Genomic DNA, 14,176 nt, shown 5'->3' with positions numbered 1-14,176 from the left:
GCCGGTCTATGACCGGCCTTCCGTAGCAAAATTGCTAGTGCAACTTATGCTTCAGCAGCTTCGTCTTCAACTTGTGGACGATCCACCAGTTCAACGTAAGCCATCGGTGCTTTGTCACCAGCGCGGAAACCACACTTCAGGATACGGATATATCCACCTGGACGGGCTTCGTAACGAGGACCCAGCTCATCGAACAACTTGCGCACAGCATCCTTATCACGGATACGAGCGAAAGCCAGACGACGGTTGGCAACACTGTCTTTCTTAGCCAGGGTAATCAGCGGCTCGGCGACGCGACGCAGCTCCTTGGCTTTTGGCAGTGTAGTTTTGATCAGTTCGTGCTCTACCAGAGAAGCGGTCATGTTCTTGAACATGGCCTTGCGGTGAGCGCTGGTACGGCTGAATTTACGGCCACTATAGCGATGACGCATGACTCAATTCCTTACGACCACAGTTGCTGTCTCAGCAGGTCGTTCTGGAGCGGTGTCGCGCTAAGCTGTGGCACCGCTCGGGTTCTTTCTACTAGTCGCGACATCGCCGCGACTACCAAATGCTTACAGGGGGCTTAATTTGCTATCGCCTTTAAGGCTGGCCGGTGGCCAGTTTTCCAGACGCATACCCAGTGACAAACCACGGGAAGCCAGTACATCCTTGATTTCAGTCAGAGACTTCTTGCCAAGGTTCGGAGTCTTCAGCAGCTCTACTTCAGTGCGCTGAATCAGGTCACCGATGTAGTAGATGTTTTCCGCTTTCAGACAGTTAGCCGAACGTACGGTGAGTTCCAGGTCGTCAACCGGGCGCAGCAATACTGGATCAACTTCGGGCTCTTCCGCCTTCGGTTGCGCATCTTTCTCGCCTTCCAGGTCCACAAATACTGCCAGCTGTTGCTGCAGAATAGTGGCTGCACGACGAATAGCTTCTTCTGGGTCCAGAGTACCATTGGTCTCCAGGTCCAAAACCAGCTTATCCAGATCGGTACGCTGCTCTACACGCGCGCTTTCCACGCTGTAAGATACACGGCGAACCGGGCTGTAAGATGCGTCCAGCTGCAGACGGCCAATCGCGCGGCTTTCCTCTTCCTCATCACGGCGAGCGTCGGCGGGCTGATAACCACGCCCACGCGCAACAGTGAGTCGCAGGTTGAGTTCTACATCACCTGTGATATTGGCAATCACGTGTTCAGGATTCACAATCTCGATATCGTGATCTACCTGGATATCTCCAGCGGTCACTGCACCCGGGCCCTTCTTGCTCAGGCTTAATACCGCCTGATCTTTGCCGTGCATAACAACCGCGATTTCTTTCAGGTTGAGCAAGATTTCAATAACATCTTCTTGCACACCTTCAATCGCGCTGTACTCGTGCTCGACACCGTCGATTTCTACTTCGGTGACGGCGCAGCCCGGCATGGAGGACAGCAGGATGCGACGCAGCGCATTGCCAAGAGTGTGGCCGAAACCACGCTCCAGGGGCTCCAGAACCACTTTGGCGTGATTCGGATTGTACTCGGTGACGTCAATACGACGCGGTGTCAAAAACTCGTTGACAGCAGTCTGCATAGCCATACCTGTTTACAGTTGCATTCCTTAAAGTGGACTAATTGTTACTTGGAGTACAGTTCCACAATAAGGTTTTCGTTGATCTCTGCCGGCAGATCGACACGATCCGGAGTGCGCTTAAAAGTGCCTTCCAGTTTGCTCGCGTTTACGTCTACCCACTCGACATCGCCACGCTGGGCAGCGAGGGAAACGGAATTCTGGATACGCAGCTGCTTCTTGGCTTTCTCACGTACAGCGATAACGTCGCCTTCTTTAACTTGGAAAGAAGGGATATTAACGGTAGTGCCGTTTACAAGAATTGCTTTGTGGGAAACCAGCTGACGCGCTTCAGAGCGAGTTGAGCCGAAGCCCATGCGGTAAACCACGTTGTCCAGACGCTGCTCGAGAAGTTGCAGCAGGTTTTCACCTGTAGCGCCCTTCAGACGTGCTGCTTCCTTATAGTAGTTACGGAACTGCTTTTCCAGTACGCCGTAGATACGACGAACTTTTTGCTTTTCACGCAGCTGGATGCCGTAGTCGGACAGACGGCCGCGACCAGCGCCATGCTGACCGGGCTTAGATTCTGCGCGACACTTGGAGTCGTGCGGACGTACACCACTCTTCAGCTGCAGGTCAGTCCCTTCACGACGGGACAGTTTACATTTTGGTCCAATATAACGTGCCATTCTATCAGCCCCCTCTTACACGCGACGTTTCTTGGGCGGACGACATCCGTTATGCGGGATAGGCGTCACGTCGGTGATGTTGGTGATTTTGTAGCCGCAGTTGTTCAGTGCGCGAACAGCGGATTCGCGACCGGGGCCAGGGCCCTTCACTTCTACGTCGAGGTTTTTCAGGCCGTATTCCTGAGCTGCAGTACCTGCGCGCTCAGCGGCAACCTGGGCTGCAAACGGGGTGCTCTTACGTGAGCCACGGAAGCCAGATCCACCTGCGGTGGCCCAGCTGAGGGTATTACCCTGGCGATCAGTGATCGTCACGATCGTGTTGTTGAACGATGCGTGGATGTGGGCAATACCGTCGACAACGGTCTTTTTGACCTTTTTGCGAACAGTAGTTTTTGGCTTAGCCATACCAGTATCCTAAATCCTGTATCAAAACCCCTCGGCGATTAGCCAGGCGGGGCATCTTGAACCGCGATTTCGCGCCTCAATTAAGGCTTACTTGCGAATCGGCTTGCGCGGACCCTTACGGGTACGAGCATTGGTCTTGGTGCGCTGACCACGCAGCGGCAAGCTGCGACGGTGACGCAGACCGCGATAGCAACCCAGGTCCATCAAACGCTTGATGTTCATGGATACTTCACGGCGCAGGTCGCCTTCTACGGTAAGCTTTGCAACTTCACCGCGGATGGTTTCGATCTGCTCTTCAGACAGGTCGCGGATTTTGGTGGATTCAGCGATACCAACCGCTGCCAAAATAGACTTAGCCGTAGTAAGACCTACCCCATAAATGTGGGTCAGGGAGATCACGGCGTGCTTGTGGTCTGGTACATTGACACCAGCAATACGTGCCATAGAGGCGTACTCCACGTATTGGGAGCCACTGCTTTATATTAAGTATGTGACTCTACTTTGATTTCGGCGCTGACAGCGACTAAAAAACCGACGGCGCCACCAAAAAGGCGCGCAAGAATAGCTTTTCAGACACCAAATTGCAATAGCCCACGCCCACCACGGCCTCCCGCAGCGGATGTGGACGACAGTCAACGCCCCCTAGCGGAGGTCCAACCTTTAGGCTGACCTCCCACCACAAAGAAATTCTTTATGGTGTTGCCATTCATTACGGGGCTGTAACAAATAGCGAATTTTTCCAGCTTTTACAGAGGCGCCCAACGGACGCTCTCTGTAAGGGGCTGGCCCCTTAGCCTTGACGCTGCTTGTGACGTGGCTCAGCGCTGCAGATTACCCGCAGAACGCCCTTGCGACGCACGATTTTGCAGTTACGGCAGATCTTTTTTACAGAAGCGCGTACTTTCATGACCTTACCTCAATTCAATCAAACTGCGAGCAGGTGACGCACTAGCGACGACCGTAGCCTTGCAGGTTCGCTTTTTTCATCAAGCCCTCGTACTGGTGTGACAACAGATGCGATTGTACCTGTGCCATAAAGTCCATCACTACTACTACAACGATCAGCAGTGAGGTACCCCCCAGATAGAAGGGAACGTTAAACCCAACCACCAGGAACTGCGGCAGCAGGGATACCAGTGCGATATACACAGCACCTACCAGAGTGAGTCGGGTCAACACACTATCGATATAGCGGGCTGTCTGCTCACCTGGACGAATACCAGGTACATAGGCACCAGACTTTTTCAGGTTATCTGCAACTTCATTCGGGTTGAACATCAACGCCGTATAGAAGAAACAGAAGAAACCAATCAGCAGTGCGAACAGAATAATGTTCAGCGGCTGCCCTGGCCCCAGCTGCAATGCCATCCACTGCAGAATCTGGGCACCGACACCTTCACCACCCTGTCCAAACCACTGTGCCAGCGTCGCTGGGAACAGCAGGATACTGCTGGCGAAGATCACCGGAATAACACCGGCCATATTCACCTTCAGAGGCAGGTGGCTCGCCTGCGCAGCTGGTGCTGCGGAGTAGCGACCGGCTTGTCGCCTAGCGTGGTTGATCGTAATTCGGCGCTGACCGCGCTCCATTACTACAACAAAGAACACCACAGCTAAAGCGATAACACCGATGATAAGCAGCATAAGAATATGCAACTCACCCTGTCGGGCCTGCTCGAACGCCTGTCCGATAGCGCCGGGTAACCCAGCAACGATACCGGCAAAAATCAGCATGGAAATGCCGTTGCCCACACCGCGCTCAGTGATCTGCTCACCGAGCCACATCATGAATACGGCACCGGTCACCAGCGACGTTACCGCCACAAAGTAAAAACCAAACGCAGGCTCAGATGAGTAAGCCAGATTTTGCCCTGCCAACCCAAAGGTCATGCCGATACCCTGAATCAGGGCCAACACCACCGTCAGATAACGGGTGTACTGGTTGATCTTACGCCTTCCGGCCTCCCCTTCTTTCTTCAATGCTTCCAGAGAGGGAGTCACCGCACTCATCAACTGCATAATGATGGATGCGGAGATGTAGGGCATGATGCCCAGAGCCAGAATACTCATCCTTTCCAGGGCGCCGCCTGAAAACATGTTAAACAGACCAAGGATGGTTCCCTGATTCTGATTAAACAGATTTGACAGCTTTTCCGGATCAATGCCGGGCACCGGAATATGTGTTCCCAAGCGATAAACAAGTATCGCTAGAAACAGAAAACGAAGGCGAGCCCAGAGCTCGCCCAATCCCTTGCTGTTGCCCAGGGGATTTCCACCGGATCCTGGTCGTGCCATTGGCGCCTCGATTAGTCTTCTATTTTACCGCCAGCAGCTTCGATAGCCGCCTTTGCGCCTTTGGTCACTCCCAGCCCCTTTACGGTTACAGCTTTAGTCAGCTCACCTGAGAGAAACACTTTGGCGCGTTTAATATGGCTGCCGATGATATCGGCATTCTTCAGCGCTGCCAAATCGATTACGTCACTTTCTACCTTGGCCAGCTCTGCCAGACGTACTTCTGCGGTGAAGCGAGAAACACGAGCGGTGAAACCGTACTTAGGCAGACGCTTCTGCAAAGGCATCTGACCGCCTTCGAAGCCCGGACGAACGCTGCCGCCGGAGCGCGCTTTTTGACCTTTGTGGCCGCGGCCACCGGTCTTACCTAAACCACTACCAATACCACGGCCAACGCGCTTGGCGCTGTGCTTGTGGCCTTGTGCGGGAGACAGGTCATTCAAACGCATGTTATTCCCCCTCAACCTTAACCAGGTAGTTTACTTTGTTGATCATGCCGCGCACGGAAGGAGTATCTTCCACTTCCACTGTGTGGCCGATGCGGCGCAGGCCCAGACCCGCAACGCACGCCTGATGACTTTTCAGGCGTCCGTTGATGCTTTTGGTCTGGGTGACTTTAATGGTCTTCTTAGCCATGGTCTTAACCCACCAATAACCTTAAATCTGGGCTGTGATTAGCCCAGAATCTCTTCGACTGATTTACCGCGCTTGGCAGCTACATCTTCCGGGCTCTGCATTTGATCCAGAGCTTTGAAAGTTGCACGTACTACGTTCACCGGATTGGTAGAGCCGTAGCACTTAGCCAGTACGTTGTGTACACCAGCCATTTCCAGTACGGAGCGCATGGCACCGCCGGCAATTACACCGGTACCCTGGGAGGCGGGCTGCATGTAAACCTTGGAACCGCCGTGGCGACCATTGGTAGCGTACTGGATGGTGTCACCATTCAGCTCTACCTGGATCATATTGCGGCGTGCAGCTTCCATCGCTTTCTGGATCGCAACAGGCACTTCACGCGCCTTGCCACGTCCGAAACCGACACGACCATTGCCGTCGCCAACTACGGTCAGTGCGGTAAAGGCGAAGATACGACCACCTTTAACAGTCTTGGCAACGCGGTTGACCTGGACCAGCTTCTCCTGCAGGCCTTCGTCGTTGCTTTTGTCTTTCTCTCTAGCCATAACTCAACCCTTAGAATTTCAGACCGGCTTCGCGGGCAGCGTCAGCCAGAGCCTTTACACGGCCATGGAACTTGAAGCCACTGCGATCGAAGGCAACTTCTTCAACGCCCGCGGCTTTCGCGCGCTCAGCGATCAGTTTGCCAACCGCAGAAGCGGCGTCGACGTTACCGGTTTTACCTTCGCGCAGGTCCTTGTCCAGGGTAGAGGCAGAAGCCAATACCGCATTGCCTTCGGCAGACAGGATCTGTGCGTAAATGTGACGCGGTGTGCGGTTCACGGTGAGGCGAACGGCGCCCAGCTCACGGATCTTGGCGCGGGCACGACGTGCACGACGCAAGCGAGATGCTTTCTTAACGTTCATATCTATGCCCTATTTACTTCTTCTTGGCCTCTTTGCGATACACGCGTTCATCGGCATAACGGACACCCTTACCTTTGTAGGGCTCCGGCGGACGGAACGCACGGATCTCAGCGGCCACTTGGCCCAGCAGCTGTTTATTGCTGCTCTTAAGTACGATTTCAGTCTGGGATGGCGTTTCCGCAGTCACACCTTCCGGCAACTGATAATCGATCGGATGGGAGAAGCCCAGGGTCAGGTTAACCGCTTTACCGGCGGCTTTCGCACGATAACCAACACCCAGCAACTGCAGCTTCTTCTCGAAGCCCTTGCTTACGCCTATCACCATGTTATTGACCAGAGCACGGGTAGTACCCGCCAGCGCTTTGGCCTGTTTGGAGTTATTGCGCGCGGCAAAAGTCAGCTGGCTTTCAGCCTGGCTTACTTCTACATCACCGTGAATAACCATATCCAGGTTACCGATACCGCCTTTAACAGCGATGTTCTGACCTTTCAGGTCTACGGTAACACCTGCGGGGAGAACTACCGGACTATTTGCTACTCGAGACATTGCAACCCCCGCTTAGAATACGGTGCAAAGCACTTCGCCACCAACACCAGCCTGGCGTGCAGCGCGATCAGTCATCACACCATTAGAGGTGGAAACGATCGCGATACCCAGGCCACCGCGTACGGTAGGCAGAGCTTTTTTACCAGTGTAAGCGCGCAGGCCCGGACGGGAAACGCGATTCAGCTCGGCAATAACCGGCTTGCCCTGGAAGTATTTCAGAGCAATGGTCAGTTCCGGCTTTGCGCCTTCGCTTACATTTAAATCAGTAACGTAACCTTCGTCTTTCAGGACTTTGGCCACTGCTACTTTCAGTTTGGATGATGGCAGGGTGACTTCCGCCTTTCCGCGTGCCAGGGCATTGCGGATGCGAGTCAGCATATCTGCCAACGGATCTTGCATACTCATCTTATGAGACTCCTCAAATCTGCCTTAAACCAGCTGGTAATTACCAGCTGGACTTCACGAGGCCAGGAACATCACCACGCATCGCAGCTTCGCGAAGCTTGTTACGGCACAGGCCGAACTTGCGGTATACAGCGTGGGGGCGACCAGTAATACGACAGCGGCGTTGCTGACGTACCGGGCTTGCATCGCGCGGCATTTTCTGCAGCTTGAGTTGAGCCTCCCACTGCTCCTCTTCGGAAGCAGTGGAACTGGCGATGATCGCCTTCAGCTCTTGACGCTTTTCGGCGTACTTAGCTGCGGTTCGAGCGCGCTTGTTTTCGCGCGCAATCATGGATTTCTTCGCCATGGAATCCTCTTAACCCTTAAAAGGGAAGTTGAACGCTTTCAGCAGCGCACGACCTTGATCGTCGTTTGCAGCTGTAGTGGTAATACAAATATCCAGACCGCGGAGCTTATCTACTTTGTCGTAGTCAATTTCCGGGAAGATGATTTGCTCAGTCACGCCCATAGAGAAGTTACCGCGGCCGTCGAACTGCTTCGGGCTAATGCCACGGAAGTCGCGGATACGCGGAATCGCGATATCAACCAAACGCTCCAGGAACTCATACATGCGCTCACCGCGCAGAGTTACCTTGCAGCCGATCGGCCAACCGTCGCGAATCTTAAAGCCCGCAATAGACTTGCGCGCTTTAGTAACGATGGGCTTTTGACCAGTAATTGCTGTCATATCGTTGACAGCGTGCTCCAGCACCTTCTTATCACCAATCGCTTCACCAACACCCATGTTGATGGTGATCTTGGTGATGCGCGGCACTGCCATCACATTCTCGAGACCAAGCTCTTCTTTTAGCTTGGCCACGAGGTCCTTAGTGTAGAGCTCTTTAAGCTTTGCCATGATCTACCAACCTGCTTTTGCGTCAAGAGCCTTAGATGGCTTCGCCGCTGGATTTGAAGACGCGAATCTTAGTGCCGTCTTCCAGTACTTTAAAGCCCACCCGGTCAGCCTTCTGGGTGTTAGGGTTGAAGATGGCTACGTTGGAAGCTTGGATAGCAGCTTCTTTCTCAACGATGCCACCCGCAATACCCATCTGTGGGTTTGGCTTTTGGTGCTTTTTGATCATCTGTATGCCGGAGACAATCAGGCGGCCGTCGTTCAGTACTTTACGTACTGAACCACGTTTGCCCTTGTCACGACCGGCGATAACGATCACTTCGTCGTCACGCTTGATCTTGCGCATAACTCTTCTCCGCTCGAGGCCTAGATAACTTCGGGAGCGAGGGAGATGATCTTCATGAACTTCTCACCGCGCAATTCGCGAGTTACCGGACCAAAAATACGGGTGCCAACCGGCGCCAGTTGCTGGTTCAGCAGCACCGCTGCGTTATCGTCAAATTTAATCAGGGAACCGTCCGCGCGACGCACACCTTTTTTGGTGCGAACCACAACGGCGTTCATTACCTGACCTTTCTTCACTTTACCGCGGGGAATGGCTTCCTTAACGGTTACCTTAATAATGTCGCCCACGCCGGCATAACGACGATGGGAGCCGCCCAGCACCTTGATGCACATGACGCGGCGAGCCCCACTGTTGTCAGCTACTTCTAAGTAGGATTCCGCTTGAATCATTGTCTCTCTCCGAAACCTTTCAATTCGGCAGTCAATGCGCTAGGGGTTATACCTTCGCCGCACGCTCTACAATTTTCTGCAAAGCCCAAGATTTGCTCTTGGACAGCGGACGAGATTCCTCGATGGTTACAACATCGCCGATGCTGCAATCATTGTTCTCGTCATGTGCCTTAAGCTTTGTGGACTTGTTTACAATTTTGCCGTAGATCGGGTGCTTAACACGGCGCTCGATCAAAACGGTGATGGTTTTATCCATCTTGTCACTCACGACCTTACCGGTCAGAGTACGCTTCAGTTTTGCTTCAGCCATGATTAGTTACCTGCCTTCTCGGTCAACACAGTCTTTATGCGAGCAATGTCGCGACGAGTCTGCTTCAGCAGATGAGTCTGAGCCAGCTGACCGGTGGACTTTTGCATACGAAGCTTGAATTGAGCTTCGAGCTGGTTCAGCAGTTCCTGGTTCAGCTCTTCAACTGACTTTTCGCGTAGATCTGCAGTCTTCATTACATCACCGAACGCTTAACGAAAGTTGTTTTTACAGGCAGCTTGGCCGCAGCAAGTGCGAAAGCCTCACGAGCCAGCTCCTCGGACACACCCTCCATCTCATAGAGGACTTTGCCCGGCTGGATCTGAGCTACCCAGTATTCAACGCCACCTTTACCTTTACCCATACGGACTTCGAGGGGCTTATTGGTAATTGGCTTGTCCGGAAACACGCGAATCCAGATTTTGCCGCCACGTTTAACGTGACGAGTCATTGCGCGACGAGCCGCTTCGATCTGGCGCGCAGTAATGCGACCGCGACCGATGGCCTTGAGGCCAAACTCGCCAAAGCTCACTTTAGAGCCGCGCTGAGAAAGACCGCGGTTGCGACCCTTCTGTACCTTGCGGAATTTTGTACGCTTTGGTTGCAGCATCTGCGTACCCCTTATTTAGCAGCTTTCTTGCGGGTCTTAGCCGGCTTCTCATCGGGCATTTCGTCACCGATGACTTCGCCTTTAAAGATCCACACCTTGATACCGATGATGCCGTAGGTAGTCATCGCTTCAGCAGTGGCGTAGTCGATGTTGGCACGCAGGGTGTGCAGAGGCACACGACCTTCGCGGTACCATTCGGTACGTGCGATTTCCGCACCACCGAGACGACCACTTACCTGAATTTTGATACCTTCAGCGCCCTGACGCATAGCGTTCTGTACGGCGCGCTTCATCGCGCGACGGAACATAACGCGGCGTTCCAGCTGCTGGGCAACGTTCTGGCCAACCAGAGCGGCGTCCATATCAGGCTTGCGCACTTCTTCGATGTCGATGTGCACAGGTACGCCCATCTGCGCACTAACAGCGTTGCGCAGACGTTCTACGTCTTCACCTTTTTTACCGATCACGATACCCGGACGCGCAGTGTGAATAGTCACACGAGCGGTGTTCGCCGGACGTTCGATCTCGATACGGCTCACAGAAGCGTGGGCCAGTTTTTTGCGAATAAATTCGCGAACTTTCAGATCCGTGTACAGCTTGTCTGCGTACTCGTCGCTGCCGGCATACCAAACAGAGGTATGCTTTTTAACGATACCCAGACGAATGCCGGTAGGATGTACTTTTTGTCCCATGGTTTTCTCGCCTGCTCTCTTATTTCTCGGCCACTTTCACAGTGATGTGACAAGTACGCTTAAGAATGCGATCTGCACGACCTTTCGCACGCGGTTTAATGCGCTTCATGGTCATACCTTCGTCCACAAAAATTGTGGAAACCTTCAGCTCGTCAACGTCAGCACCTTCGTTGTGCTCAGCGTTGGCAATGGCCGATTCCAGTACTTTCTTGACGATCGCCGCACCCTTTTTATTGCTAAATGCAAGAATATCCAGGGCTTCTTCAACGCCTTTGCCGCGAACCTGATCAGCTACCAGTCGCGCCTTTTGCGCCGATAGACGTGCGCCGCGTAATTTTGCTGCTACTTCCATCTTTTTAACCTCGGCTTAGCGCTTCTTCGCTTTCTTGTCCGCAGCGTGACCGCGGTAAGTGCGGGTAGCAGCGAACTCGCCCAGTTTATGGCCAACCATTTCTTCGTTAACCAAAACGGGCACGTGTTGACGACCGTTGTGAACGGCAATCGTCAGTCCAACCATTTCCGGCATAATCATGGAACGGCGGGACCAGGTTTTAATCGGTCGACGATCGTTTGCTTCAATCGCCGCCTCCACCTTCTTGATCAAATGCAGATCAATAAAGGGACCTTTTTTTAATGAGCGTGGCACTGTCGATTCCTCTCTAGCTGCTCAGACATCGCGCGGCTTACTTGCCGCGACGACGTACAATCATCTTATCGGTGCGCTTGTTCTTGCGCGTTTTCTTACCCTTGGTCGGAACGCCCCACGGAGTAACAGGGTGACGGCCACCAGAGGTACGACCTTCACCACCACCGTGCGGGTGATCTACCGGGTTCATCGCCACACCGCGAACGGTAGGACGAACACCACGCCAGCGTGCAGCACCAGCTTTACCCAGCTTGCGCAGGCTGTGCTCGGAGTTGCTCACTTCACCCAGGGTTGCGCGGCACTCAGCGAGAACCTTGCGCATTTCGCCGGAACGCAGACGAATAGTCGCGTACTGGCCTTCACGGGCTACCAGCTGTACAGAAGCACCCGCAGAGCGGGCCAACTGAGCGCCTTTACCAGGCTTCAGCTCGATACCGTGAATTACAGAACCCACCGGAACGTTGCGCAGAGGCAGGGTGTTGCCCACAGCAATCGGTGCGGCATCGCCGGACTGAATGGTGGCGCCAGCCTTAAGGCCTTTCGGTGCGATAATGTAACGACGCTCACCATCCGCGTAACAAACCAGAGCGATATGCGCGCTGCGGTTGGGATCGTACTCCAGACGCTCAACTTTGGCGGGGATACCGTCTTTGTTGCGCTTGAAGTCGATTACGCGGTAGTGCTGCTTGTGACCACCGCCGATATGACGAGTGGTGATACGACCGTTGTTGTTACGGCCACCGCTTTTGCTCTTGCTCTCTAAAAGAGGAGCGTAAGGAGCACCCTTGTGCAGGTCGGGGTTAACAACCTTAACCAGGTGTCGACGGCCGGCGGAGGTCGGTTTTGTTTTTACAATTGCCATTGTAACAGTCCCCTTTACTCAGCAGCTTCAAAGTTGATGTCGCTGCCTTCGGCCAGGCGAACGTAGGCTTTTTTCCAATCGCTGCGACGGCCCATGCCGTAGCGGGTACGCTTGGTTTTACCTTTAACGTTCACGGTGCGAACCTGCTCAACAGAAACGTTAAACAGCTTTTCAACCGCGGCCTTGATCTCAGCTTTTTCGGCATCGGTGGAAACCTTGAAAACTACTTGGTTGGCGCTATCGGCCAGCACAGCAGCTTTTTCGGAAATTACCGGGCCCAGCAGTACTTTGTAGAGTCGCTCTTGGTTCATCCCAGCACCTCTTCAATTTTCTTGAGCGCAGAAACGGTAACCACGACCTTATCAAAGCGAATCAGGCTTACTGGATCGATCGCCTGCACATCACGAACATCGATTTTGTGCAAGTTGCGAGCGGCCAGGTACAGGTTTTCGCTAACCTCTTCAGTCACGATCAGCGCATCGGACAGGTCAAACTGAGCCAGTTTGCTAACCAGTTGCTTGGTCTTGGGCGCGTCCACATCGAAGGACTCAACCACTATCAAGCGCTCCTGACGAGCCAGCTCAGACAGGATGCAGCGCAGTGCAGCGCGGTACATCTTCTTGTTCAGCTTAACGCTGTGATCACGCGGGTCAGCGGCGAAAGTTACACCACCGGAGCGCCACAGCGGGCTGCGGATAGTACCGGCACGTGCGCGGCCAGTACCTTTTTGGCGCCAGGGCTTTTTACCACCACCGGAAACATCAGAACGATTCTTCTGCGCCTTGGTACCCTGACGAGCGCCAGCCATGTAGGCGACAACTGCCTGGTGTACCAGATCTTGGTTGAACTCACGTCCGAAAGTCACTTCAGAGACAGCTACTGTGCCTTTAGCGCCTTCGGGAGTAGCGATATTCAGTTCCATATCTAATTCCCCTCAGACTTAGGCTTTTACTGCCGGACGAACGATAACGTTGCCACCGGGAGCACCGGGAACAGCGCCTTTAACCAGCAGCAGGTTGCGTTCGGCATCGACACGAACTACTTCCAGGTTCTGCACGGTTACACGCTCAGCACCCATGTGTCCGGCCATTTTCTTGCCTTTCCATACGCGGCCAGGAGTCTGGCACTGACCGATAGAACCGGGAGCGCGGTGAGACAGAGAGTTACCGTGGGTTGCGTCCTGAGTACGGAAGTTCCAGCGCTTAACGCCACCCTGGAAGCCTTTACCCTTGGAAGTGCCGGTTACGTCGATCTTCTGGCCAGCTTCAAAGCTGCTTACAGTGATTTCAGAACCGATTTCGAAAGTCTCTTCGGAAGCGTCAGTACGCAGTTCGAAAAGATTAGTGCCAGCCTCTACATTGGCTTTGGCGAAGTGGCCCGCTTCGGGCTTGGAGACACGGGAAGCCTTACGGTTACCCACTGCTACTTGAACAGCGGCATAGCCATCGGTTTCCACAGTTTTCACCTGGGTGACGCGATTCGGAGCAACCTCAACAACGGTTACCGGAATGGATACGCCATCTTCAGTGAAGACGCGAGTCATGCCGCTCTTGCGGCCGACAATACCTATAGTCATCTTATTAACCTCTCAGTGCACGGGGCTTTAACCCACTGCGGCCGCCCAATTTCAGAGCGTTACACTACCCAGACCTTTTTCGCCTGGGGTTCGGTAGTTAGTTAAAAGTGTTTAGCCGAGACTAATTTGGACCTCAACACCGGCCGCCAGATCGAGCTTCATCAGCGCGTCGACGGTTTTCTCGGTAGGCTCAACGATGTCCAGCAAACGCTTGTGAGTACGGATCTCATACTGGTCGCGAGCGTCTTTATTAACGTGCGGGGAAATCAGTACGGTGTACTTCTCTTTGCGAGTCGGCAGCGGGATAGGACCGCGAACTTGTGCGCCAGTGCGCTTAGCCGTCTCTACGATCTCCTGAGTAGACGCGTCGATCAGCTTGTGATCGAAGGCCTTCAGGCGAATTCGGATACGTTGACCCTGCATGGAATCAAACTCCAACTT

General features: G+C 53.7%; 28 protein-coding genes. All 28 read right to left on the bottom strand.

The genetic code is table 11. The annotated features are described in order from the left end of the window. Window positions 1-44 precede the first annotated feature (44 nt). The 28 genes from rplQ to rpsJ all read right to left on the bottom strand — a co-directional run bounded on the left by rplQ (window position 45) and on the right by rpsJ (window position 14,158). Entirely contained in the window at window positions 45-431 is a 387-nt protein-coding gene (rplQ, locus tag ACJJJA_RS03775; protein WP_152451171.1) for a 50S ribosomal protein L17, read from the bottom strand. Window positions 432-554: 123 nt separating this feature from the next. Next, window positions 555-1,559, bottom strand: a complete 1,005-nt coding sequence (locus ACJJJA_RS03770; RefSeq protein ID WP_252084420.1) for a DNA-directed RNA polymerase subunit alpha — start codon at window positions 1,557-1,559, stop codon at window positions 555-557. Window positions 1,560-1,603: 44 nt separating this feature from the next. Then, window positions 1,604-2,224 (bottom strand): 30S ribosomal protein S4, encoded by a 621-nt coding sequence (gene rpsD / locus ACJJJA_RS03765; protein WP_108731669.1) that lies wholly within the window; start codon window positions 2,222-2,224, stop codon window positions 1,604-1,606. Window positions 2,225-2,239: 15 nt separating this feature from the next. Next, window positions 2,240-2,629: a 30S ribosomal protein S11 gene (gene rpsK, locus ACJJJA_RS03760; protein ID WP_020411406.1), complete on the bottom strand. Its 390-nt coding sequence runs from the start codon at window positions 2,627-2,629 to the stop codon at window positions 2,240-2,242. Between the two features lie 87 nt (window positions 2,630-2,716). Further along, a complete protein-coding gene (gene rpsM / locus ACJJJA_RS03755) occupies window positions 2,717-3,073 on the bottom strand; it encodes a 30S ribosomal protein S13 (RefSeq protein ID WP_152451165.1) in 357 nt (118 codons plus the stop codon). A 346-nt stretch (window positions 3,074-3,419) separates the two neighbouring features. Next, complete coding sequence (gene rpmJ, locus ACJJJA_RS03750) at window positions 3,420-3,536, bottom strand: 50S ribosomal protein L36 (protein WP_010133825.1); 117 nt, start codon at window positions 3,534-3,536, stop codon at window positions 3,420-3,422. A 41-nt stretch (window positions 3,537-3,577) separates the two neighbouring features. Further along, on the bottom strand, window positions 3,578-4,924 hold the full coding sequence (gene secY, locus ACJJJA_RS03745) for a preprotein translocase subunit SecY (protein WP_444883684.1): 1,347 nt from the start codon (window positions 4,922-4,924) through the stop codon (window positions 3,578-3,580). A gap of 11 nt (window positions 4,925-4,935) precedes the next feature. After that, entirely contained in the window at window positions 4,936-5,370 is a 435-nt protein-coding gene (gene rplO / locus ACJJJA_RS03740) for a 50S ribosomal protein L15 (protein ID WP_020411403.1), read from the bottom strand. Window position 5,371: 1 nt separating this feature from the next. Further along, window positions 5,372-5,557, bottom strand: coding sequence for a 50S ribosomal protein L30 (rpmD, locus tag ACJJJA_RS03735; protein WP_020411402.1), 186 nt, complete (start codon window positions 5,555-5,557; stop codon window positions 5,372-5,374). A 38-nt stretch (window positions 5,558-5,595) separates the two neighbouring features. Beyond that, the gene (rpsE, locus tag ACJJJA_RS03730; protein ID WP_252084418.1) at window positions 5,596-6,102 is read right to left on the bottom strand and encodes a 30S ribosomal protein S5; all 507 of its coding nucleotides are present in this window, start codon (window positions 6,100-6,102) and stop codon (window positions 5,596-5,598) included. A 10-nt stretch (window positions 6,103-6,112) separates the two neighbouring features. After that, entirely contained in the window at window positions 6,113-6,463 is a 351-nt protein-coding gene (gene rplR / locus ACJJJA_RS03725) for a 50S ribosomal protein L18 (protein ID WP_252084417.1), read from the bottom strand. A 13-nt stretch (window positions 6,464-6,476) separates the two neighbouring features. Continuing rightward, a complete protein-coding gene (gene rplF, locus ACJJJA_RS03720) occupies window positions 6,477-7,010 on the bottom strand; it encodes a 50S ribosomal protein L6 (RefSeq protein ID WP_252084416.1) in 534 nt (177 codons plus the stop codon). A gap of 12 nt (window positions 7,011-7,022) precedes the next feature. Continuing rightward, window positions 7,023-7,415 carry a 30S ribosomal protein S8 gene (rpsH, locus tag ACJJJA_RS03715; RefSeq protein ID WP_252084415.1) on the bottom strand — a complete coding sequence of 131 codons (393 nt, stop codon included), beginning with the start codon at window positions 7,413-7,415 and terminating at the stop codon, window positions 7,023-7,025. Between the two features lie 40 nt (window positions 7,416-7,455). After that, the gene (gene rpsN, locus ACJJJA_RS03710; protein WP_020411397.1) at window positions 7,456-7,761 is read right to left on the bottom strand and encodes a 30S ribosomal protein S14; all 306 of its coding nucleotides are present in this window, start codon (window positions 7,759-7,761) and stop codon (window positions 7,456-7,458) included. Between the two features lie 9 nt (window positions 7,762-7,770). Further along, window positions 7,771-8,310: a 50S ribosomal protein L5 gene (gene rplE / locus ACJJJA_RS03705; RefSeq protein ID WP_020411396.1), complete on the bottom strand. Its 540-nt coding sequence runs from the start codon at window positions 8,308-8,310 to the stop codon at window positions 7,771-7,773. A gap of 31 nt (window positions 8,311-8,341) precedes the next feature. Beyond that, window positions 8,342-8,653, bottom strand: coding sequence for a 50S ribosomal protein L24 (gene rplX / locus ACJJJA_RS03700; protein ID WP_108731661.1), 312 nt, complete (start codon window positions 8,651-8,653; stop codon window positions 8,342-8,344). A 20-nt stretch (window positions 8,654-8,673) separates the two neighbouring features. Beyond that, complete coding sequence (rplN, locus tag ACJJJA_RS03695) at window positions 8,674-9,042, bottom strand: 50S ribosomal protein L14 (protein ID WP_067151032.1); 369 nt, start codon at window positions 9,040-9,042, stop codon at window positions 8,674-8,676. A gap of 46 nt (window positions 9,043-9,088) precedes the next feature. Beyond that, the gene (gene rpsQ, locus ACJJJA_RS03690; RefSeq protein WP_108731660.1) at window positions 9,089-9,352 is read right to left on the bottom strand and encodes a 30S ribosomal protein S17; all 264 of its coding nucleotides are present in this window, start codon (window positions 9,350-9,352) and stop codon (window positions 9,089-9,091) included. A gap of 2 nt (window positions 9,353-9,354) precedes the next feature. Next, a complete protein-coding gene (gene rpmC / locus ACJJJA_RS03685; protein ID WP_020411392.1) occupies window positions 9,355-9,546 on the bottom strand; it encodes a 50S ribosomal protein L29 in 192 nt (63 codons plus the stop codon). After that, window positions 9,546-9,959, bottom strand: coding sequence for a 50S ribosomal protein L16 (gene rplP, locus ACJJJA_RS03680; protein ID WP_020411391.1), 414 nt, complete (start codon window positions 9,957-9,959; stop codon window positions 9,546-9,548). The genes rpmC and rplP overlap by 1 nt, the downstream gene beginning before the upstream one ends. Before the next feature lie 11 nt (window positions 9,960-9,970). Beyond that, window positions 9,971-10,651 carry a 30S ribosomal protein S3 gene (gene rpsC / locus ACJJJA_RS03675; RefSeq protein ID WP_252084414.1) on the bottom strand — a complete coding sequence of 227 codons (681 nt, stop codon included), beginning with the start codon at window positions 10,649-10,651 and terminating at the stop codon, window positions 9,971-9,973. Window positions 10,652-10,670: 19 nt separating this feature from the next. Continuing rightward, window positions 10,671-11,003, bottom strand: a complete 333-nt coding sequence (rplV, locus tag ACJJJA_RS03670) for a 50S ribosomal protein L22 (RefSeq protein WP_020411389.1) — start codon at window positions 11,001-11,003, stop codon at window positions 10,671-10,673. Between the two features lie 15 nt (window positions 11,004-11,018). After that, complete coding sequence (gene rpsS, locus ACJJJA_RS03665; protein WP_020411388.1) at window positions 11,019-11,297, bottom strand: 30S ribosomal protein S19; 279 nt, start codon at window positions 11,295-11,297, stop codon at window positions 11,019-11,021. 37 nt (window positions 11,298-11,334) lie between these two features. After that, the gene (gene rplB, locus ACJJJA_RS03660; protein ID WP_020411387.1) at window positions 11,335-12,159 is read right to left on the bottom strand and encodes a 50S ribosomal protein L2; all 825 of its coding nucleotides are present in this window, start codon (window positions 12,157-12,159) and stop codon (window positions 11,335-11,337) included. 14 nt (window positions 12,160-12,173) lie between these two features. Continuing rightward, a complete protein-coding gene (rplW, locus tag ACJJJA_RS03655; protein WP_152451143.1) occupies window positions 12,174-12,470 on the bottom strand; it encodes a 50S ribosomal protein L23 in 297 nt (98 codons plus the stop codon). Beyond that, entirely contained in the window at window positions 12,467-13,081 is a 615-nt protein-coding gene (gene rplD / locus ACJJJA_RS03650; RefSeq protein ID WP_252084413.1) for a 50S ribosomal protein L4, read from the bottom strand. The genes rplW and rplD overlap by 4 nt, the downstream gene beginning before the upstream one ends. Before the next feature lie 18 nt (window positions 13,082-13,099). Then, entirely contained in the window at window positions 13,100-13,735 is a 636-nt protein-coding gene (gene rplC / locus ACJJJA_RS03645; RefSeq protein ID WP_252084412.1) for a 50S ribosomal protein L3, read from the bottom strand. 111 nt (window positions 13,736-13,846) lie between these two features. Then, a complete protein-coding gene (gene rpsJ / locus ACJJJA_RS03640; RefSeq protein WP_010133849.1) occupies window positions 13,847-14,158 on the bottom strand; it encodes a 30S ribosomal protein S10 in 312 nt (103 codons plus the stop codon). Window positions 14,159-14,176 lie beyond the last annotated feature (18 nt).

The sequence above is a fragment of the Microbulbifer mixtoriginis (SeqCode) genome (genome assembly GCF_052466865.1).
The sequence above is the reverse complement of the archived record's forward strand: the minus strand, read 5'-3'. Positions and strand labels throughout refer to the sequence as shown.

Bases quoted from the DNA above. Each gene is read 5' to 3' on its own strand.
- rpmD (WP_020411402.1), bottom strand. From the start codon at position 5,557: ATGGCTAAGAAGACCATTAAAGTCACCCAGACCAAAAGCATCAACGGA.
- rplV (WP_020411389.1), bottom strand. From the start codon at position 11,003: ATGGAAGTAGCAGCAAAATTACGCGGCGCACGTCTATCGGCGCAAAAG.
- rplO (WP_020411403.1), bottom strand. From the start codon at position 5,370: ATGCGTTTGAATGACCTGTCTCCCGCACAAGGCCACAAGCACAGCGCC.
- rpmJ (WP_010133825.1), bottom strand. From the start codon at position 3,536: ATGAAAGTACGCGCTTCTGTAAAAAAGATCTGCCGTAACTGCAAAATC.
- rplE (WP_020411396.1), bottom strand. From the start codon at position 8,310: ATGGCAAAGCTTAAAGAGCTCTACACTAAGGACCTCGTGGCCAAGCTA.
- secY (WP_444883684.1), bottom strand. From the start codon at position 4,924: ATGGCACGACCAGGATCCGGTGGAAATCCCCTGGGCAACAGCAAGGGA.
- ACJJJA_RS03770 (WP_252084420.1), bottom strand. From the start codon at position 1,559: ATGCAGACTGCTGTCAACGAGTTTTTGACACCGCGTCGTATTGACGTC.
- rpsM (WP_152451165.1), bottom strand. From the start codon at position 3,073: ATGGCACGTATTGCTGGTGTCAATGTACCAGACCACAAGCACGCCGTG.
- rpsK (WP_020411406.1), bottom strand. From the start codon at position 2,629: ATGGCTAAGCCAAAAACTACTGTTCGCAAAAAGGTCAAAAAGACCGTT.
- rpsC (WP_252084414.1), bottom strand. From the start codon at position 10,651: ATGGGACAAAAAGTACATCCTACCGGCATTCGTCTGGGTATCGTTAAA.
- rplW (WP_152451143.1), bottom strand. From the start codon at position 12,470: ATGAACCAAGAGCGACTCTACAAAGTACTGCTGGGCCCGGTAATTTCC.
- rplN (WP_067151032.1), bottom strand. From the start codon at position 9,042: ATGATTCAAGCGGAATCCTACTTAGAAGTAGCTGACAACAGTGGGGCT.
- rpsE (WP_252084418.1), bottom strand. From the start codon at position 6,102: ATGGCTAGAGAGAAAGACAAAAGCAACGACGAAGGCCTGCAGGAGAAG.
- rplX (WP_108731661.1), bottom strand. From the start codon at position 8,653: ATGCGCAAGATCAAGCGTGACGACGAAGTGATCGTTATCGCCGGTCGT.
- rpsN (WP_020411397.1), bottom strand. From the start codon at position 7,761: ATGGCGAAGAAATCCATGATTGCGCGCGAAAACAAGCGCGCTCGAACC.
- rpsD (WP_108731669.1), bottom strand. From the start codon at position 2,224: ATGGCACGTTATATTGGACCAAAATGTAAACTGTCCCGTCGTGAAGGG.
- rpmC (WP_020411392.1), bottom strand. From the start codon at position 9,546: ATGAAGACTGCAGATCTACGCGAAAAGTCAGTTGAAGAGCTGAACCAG.
- rplQ (WP_152451171.1), bottom strand. From the start codon at position 431: ATGCGTCATCGCTATAGTGGCCGTAAATTCAGCCGTACCAGCGCTCAC.
- rplR (WP_252084417.1), bottom strand. From the start codon at position 6,463: ATGAACGTTAAGAAAGCATCTCGCTTGCGTCGTGCACGTCGTGCCCGC.
- rplP (WP_020411391.1), bottom strand. From the start codon at position 9,959: ATGCTGCAACCAAAGCGTACAAAATTCCGCAAGGTACAGAAGGGTCGC.
- rplB (WP_020411387.1), bottom strand. From the start codon at position 12,159: ATGGCAATTGTAAAAACAAAACCGACCTCCGCCGGCCGTCGACACCTG.
- rpsQ (WP_108731660.1), bottom strand. From the start codon at position 9,352: ATGGCTGAAGCAAAACTGAAGCGTACTCTGACCGGTAAGGTCGTGAGT.
- rplF (WP_252084416.1), bottom strand. From the start codon at position 7,010: ATGTCTCGAGTAGCAAATAGTCCGGTAGTTCTCCCCGCAGGTGTTACC.
- rplD (WP_252084413.1), bottom strand. From the start codon at position 13,081: ATGGAACTGAATATCGCTACTCCCGAAGGCGCTAAAGGCACAGTAGCT.
- rplC (WP_252084412.1), bottom strand. From the start codon at position 13,735: ATGACTATAGGTATTGTCGGCCGCAAGAGCGGCATGACTCGCGTCTTC.
- rpsH (WP_252084415.1), bottom strand. From the start codon at position 7,415: ATGAGTATGCAAGATCCGTTGGCAGATATGCTGACTCGCATCCGCAAT.
- rpsJ (WP_010133849.1), bottom strand. From the start codon at position 14,158: ATGCAGGGTCAACGTATCCGAATTCGCCTGAAGGCCTTCGATCACAAG.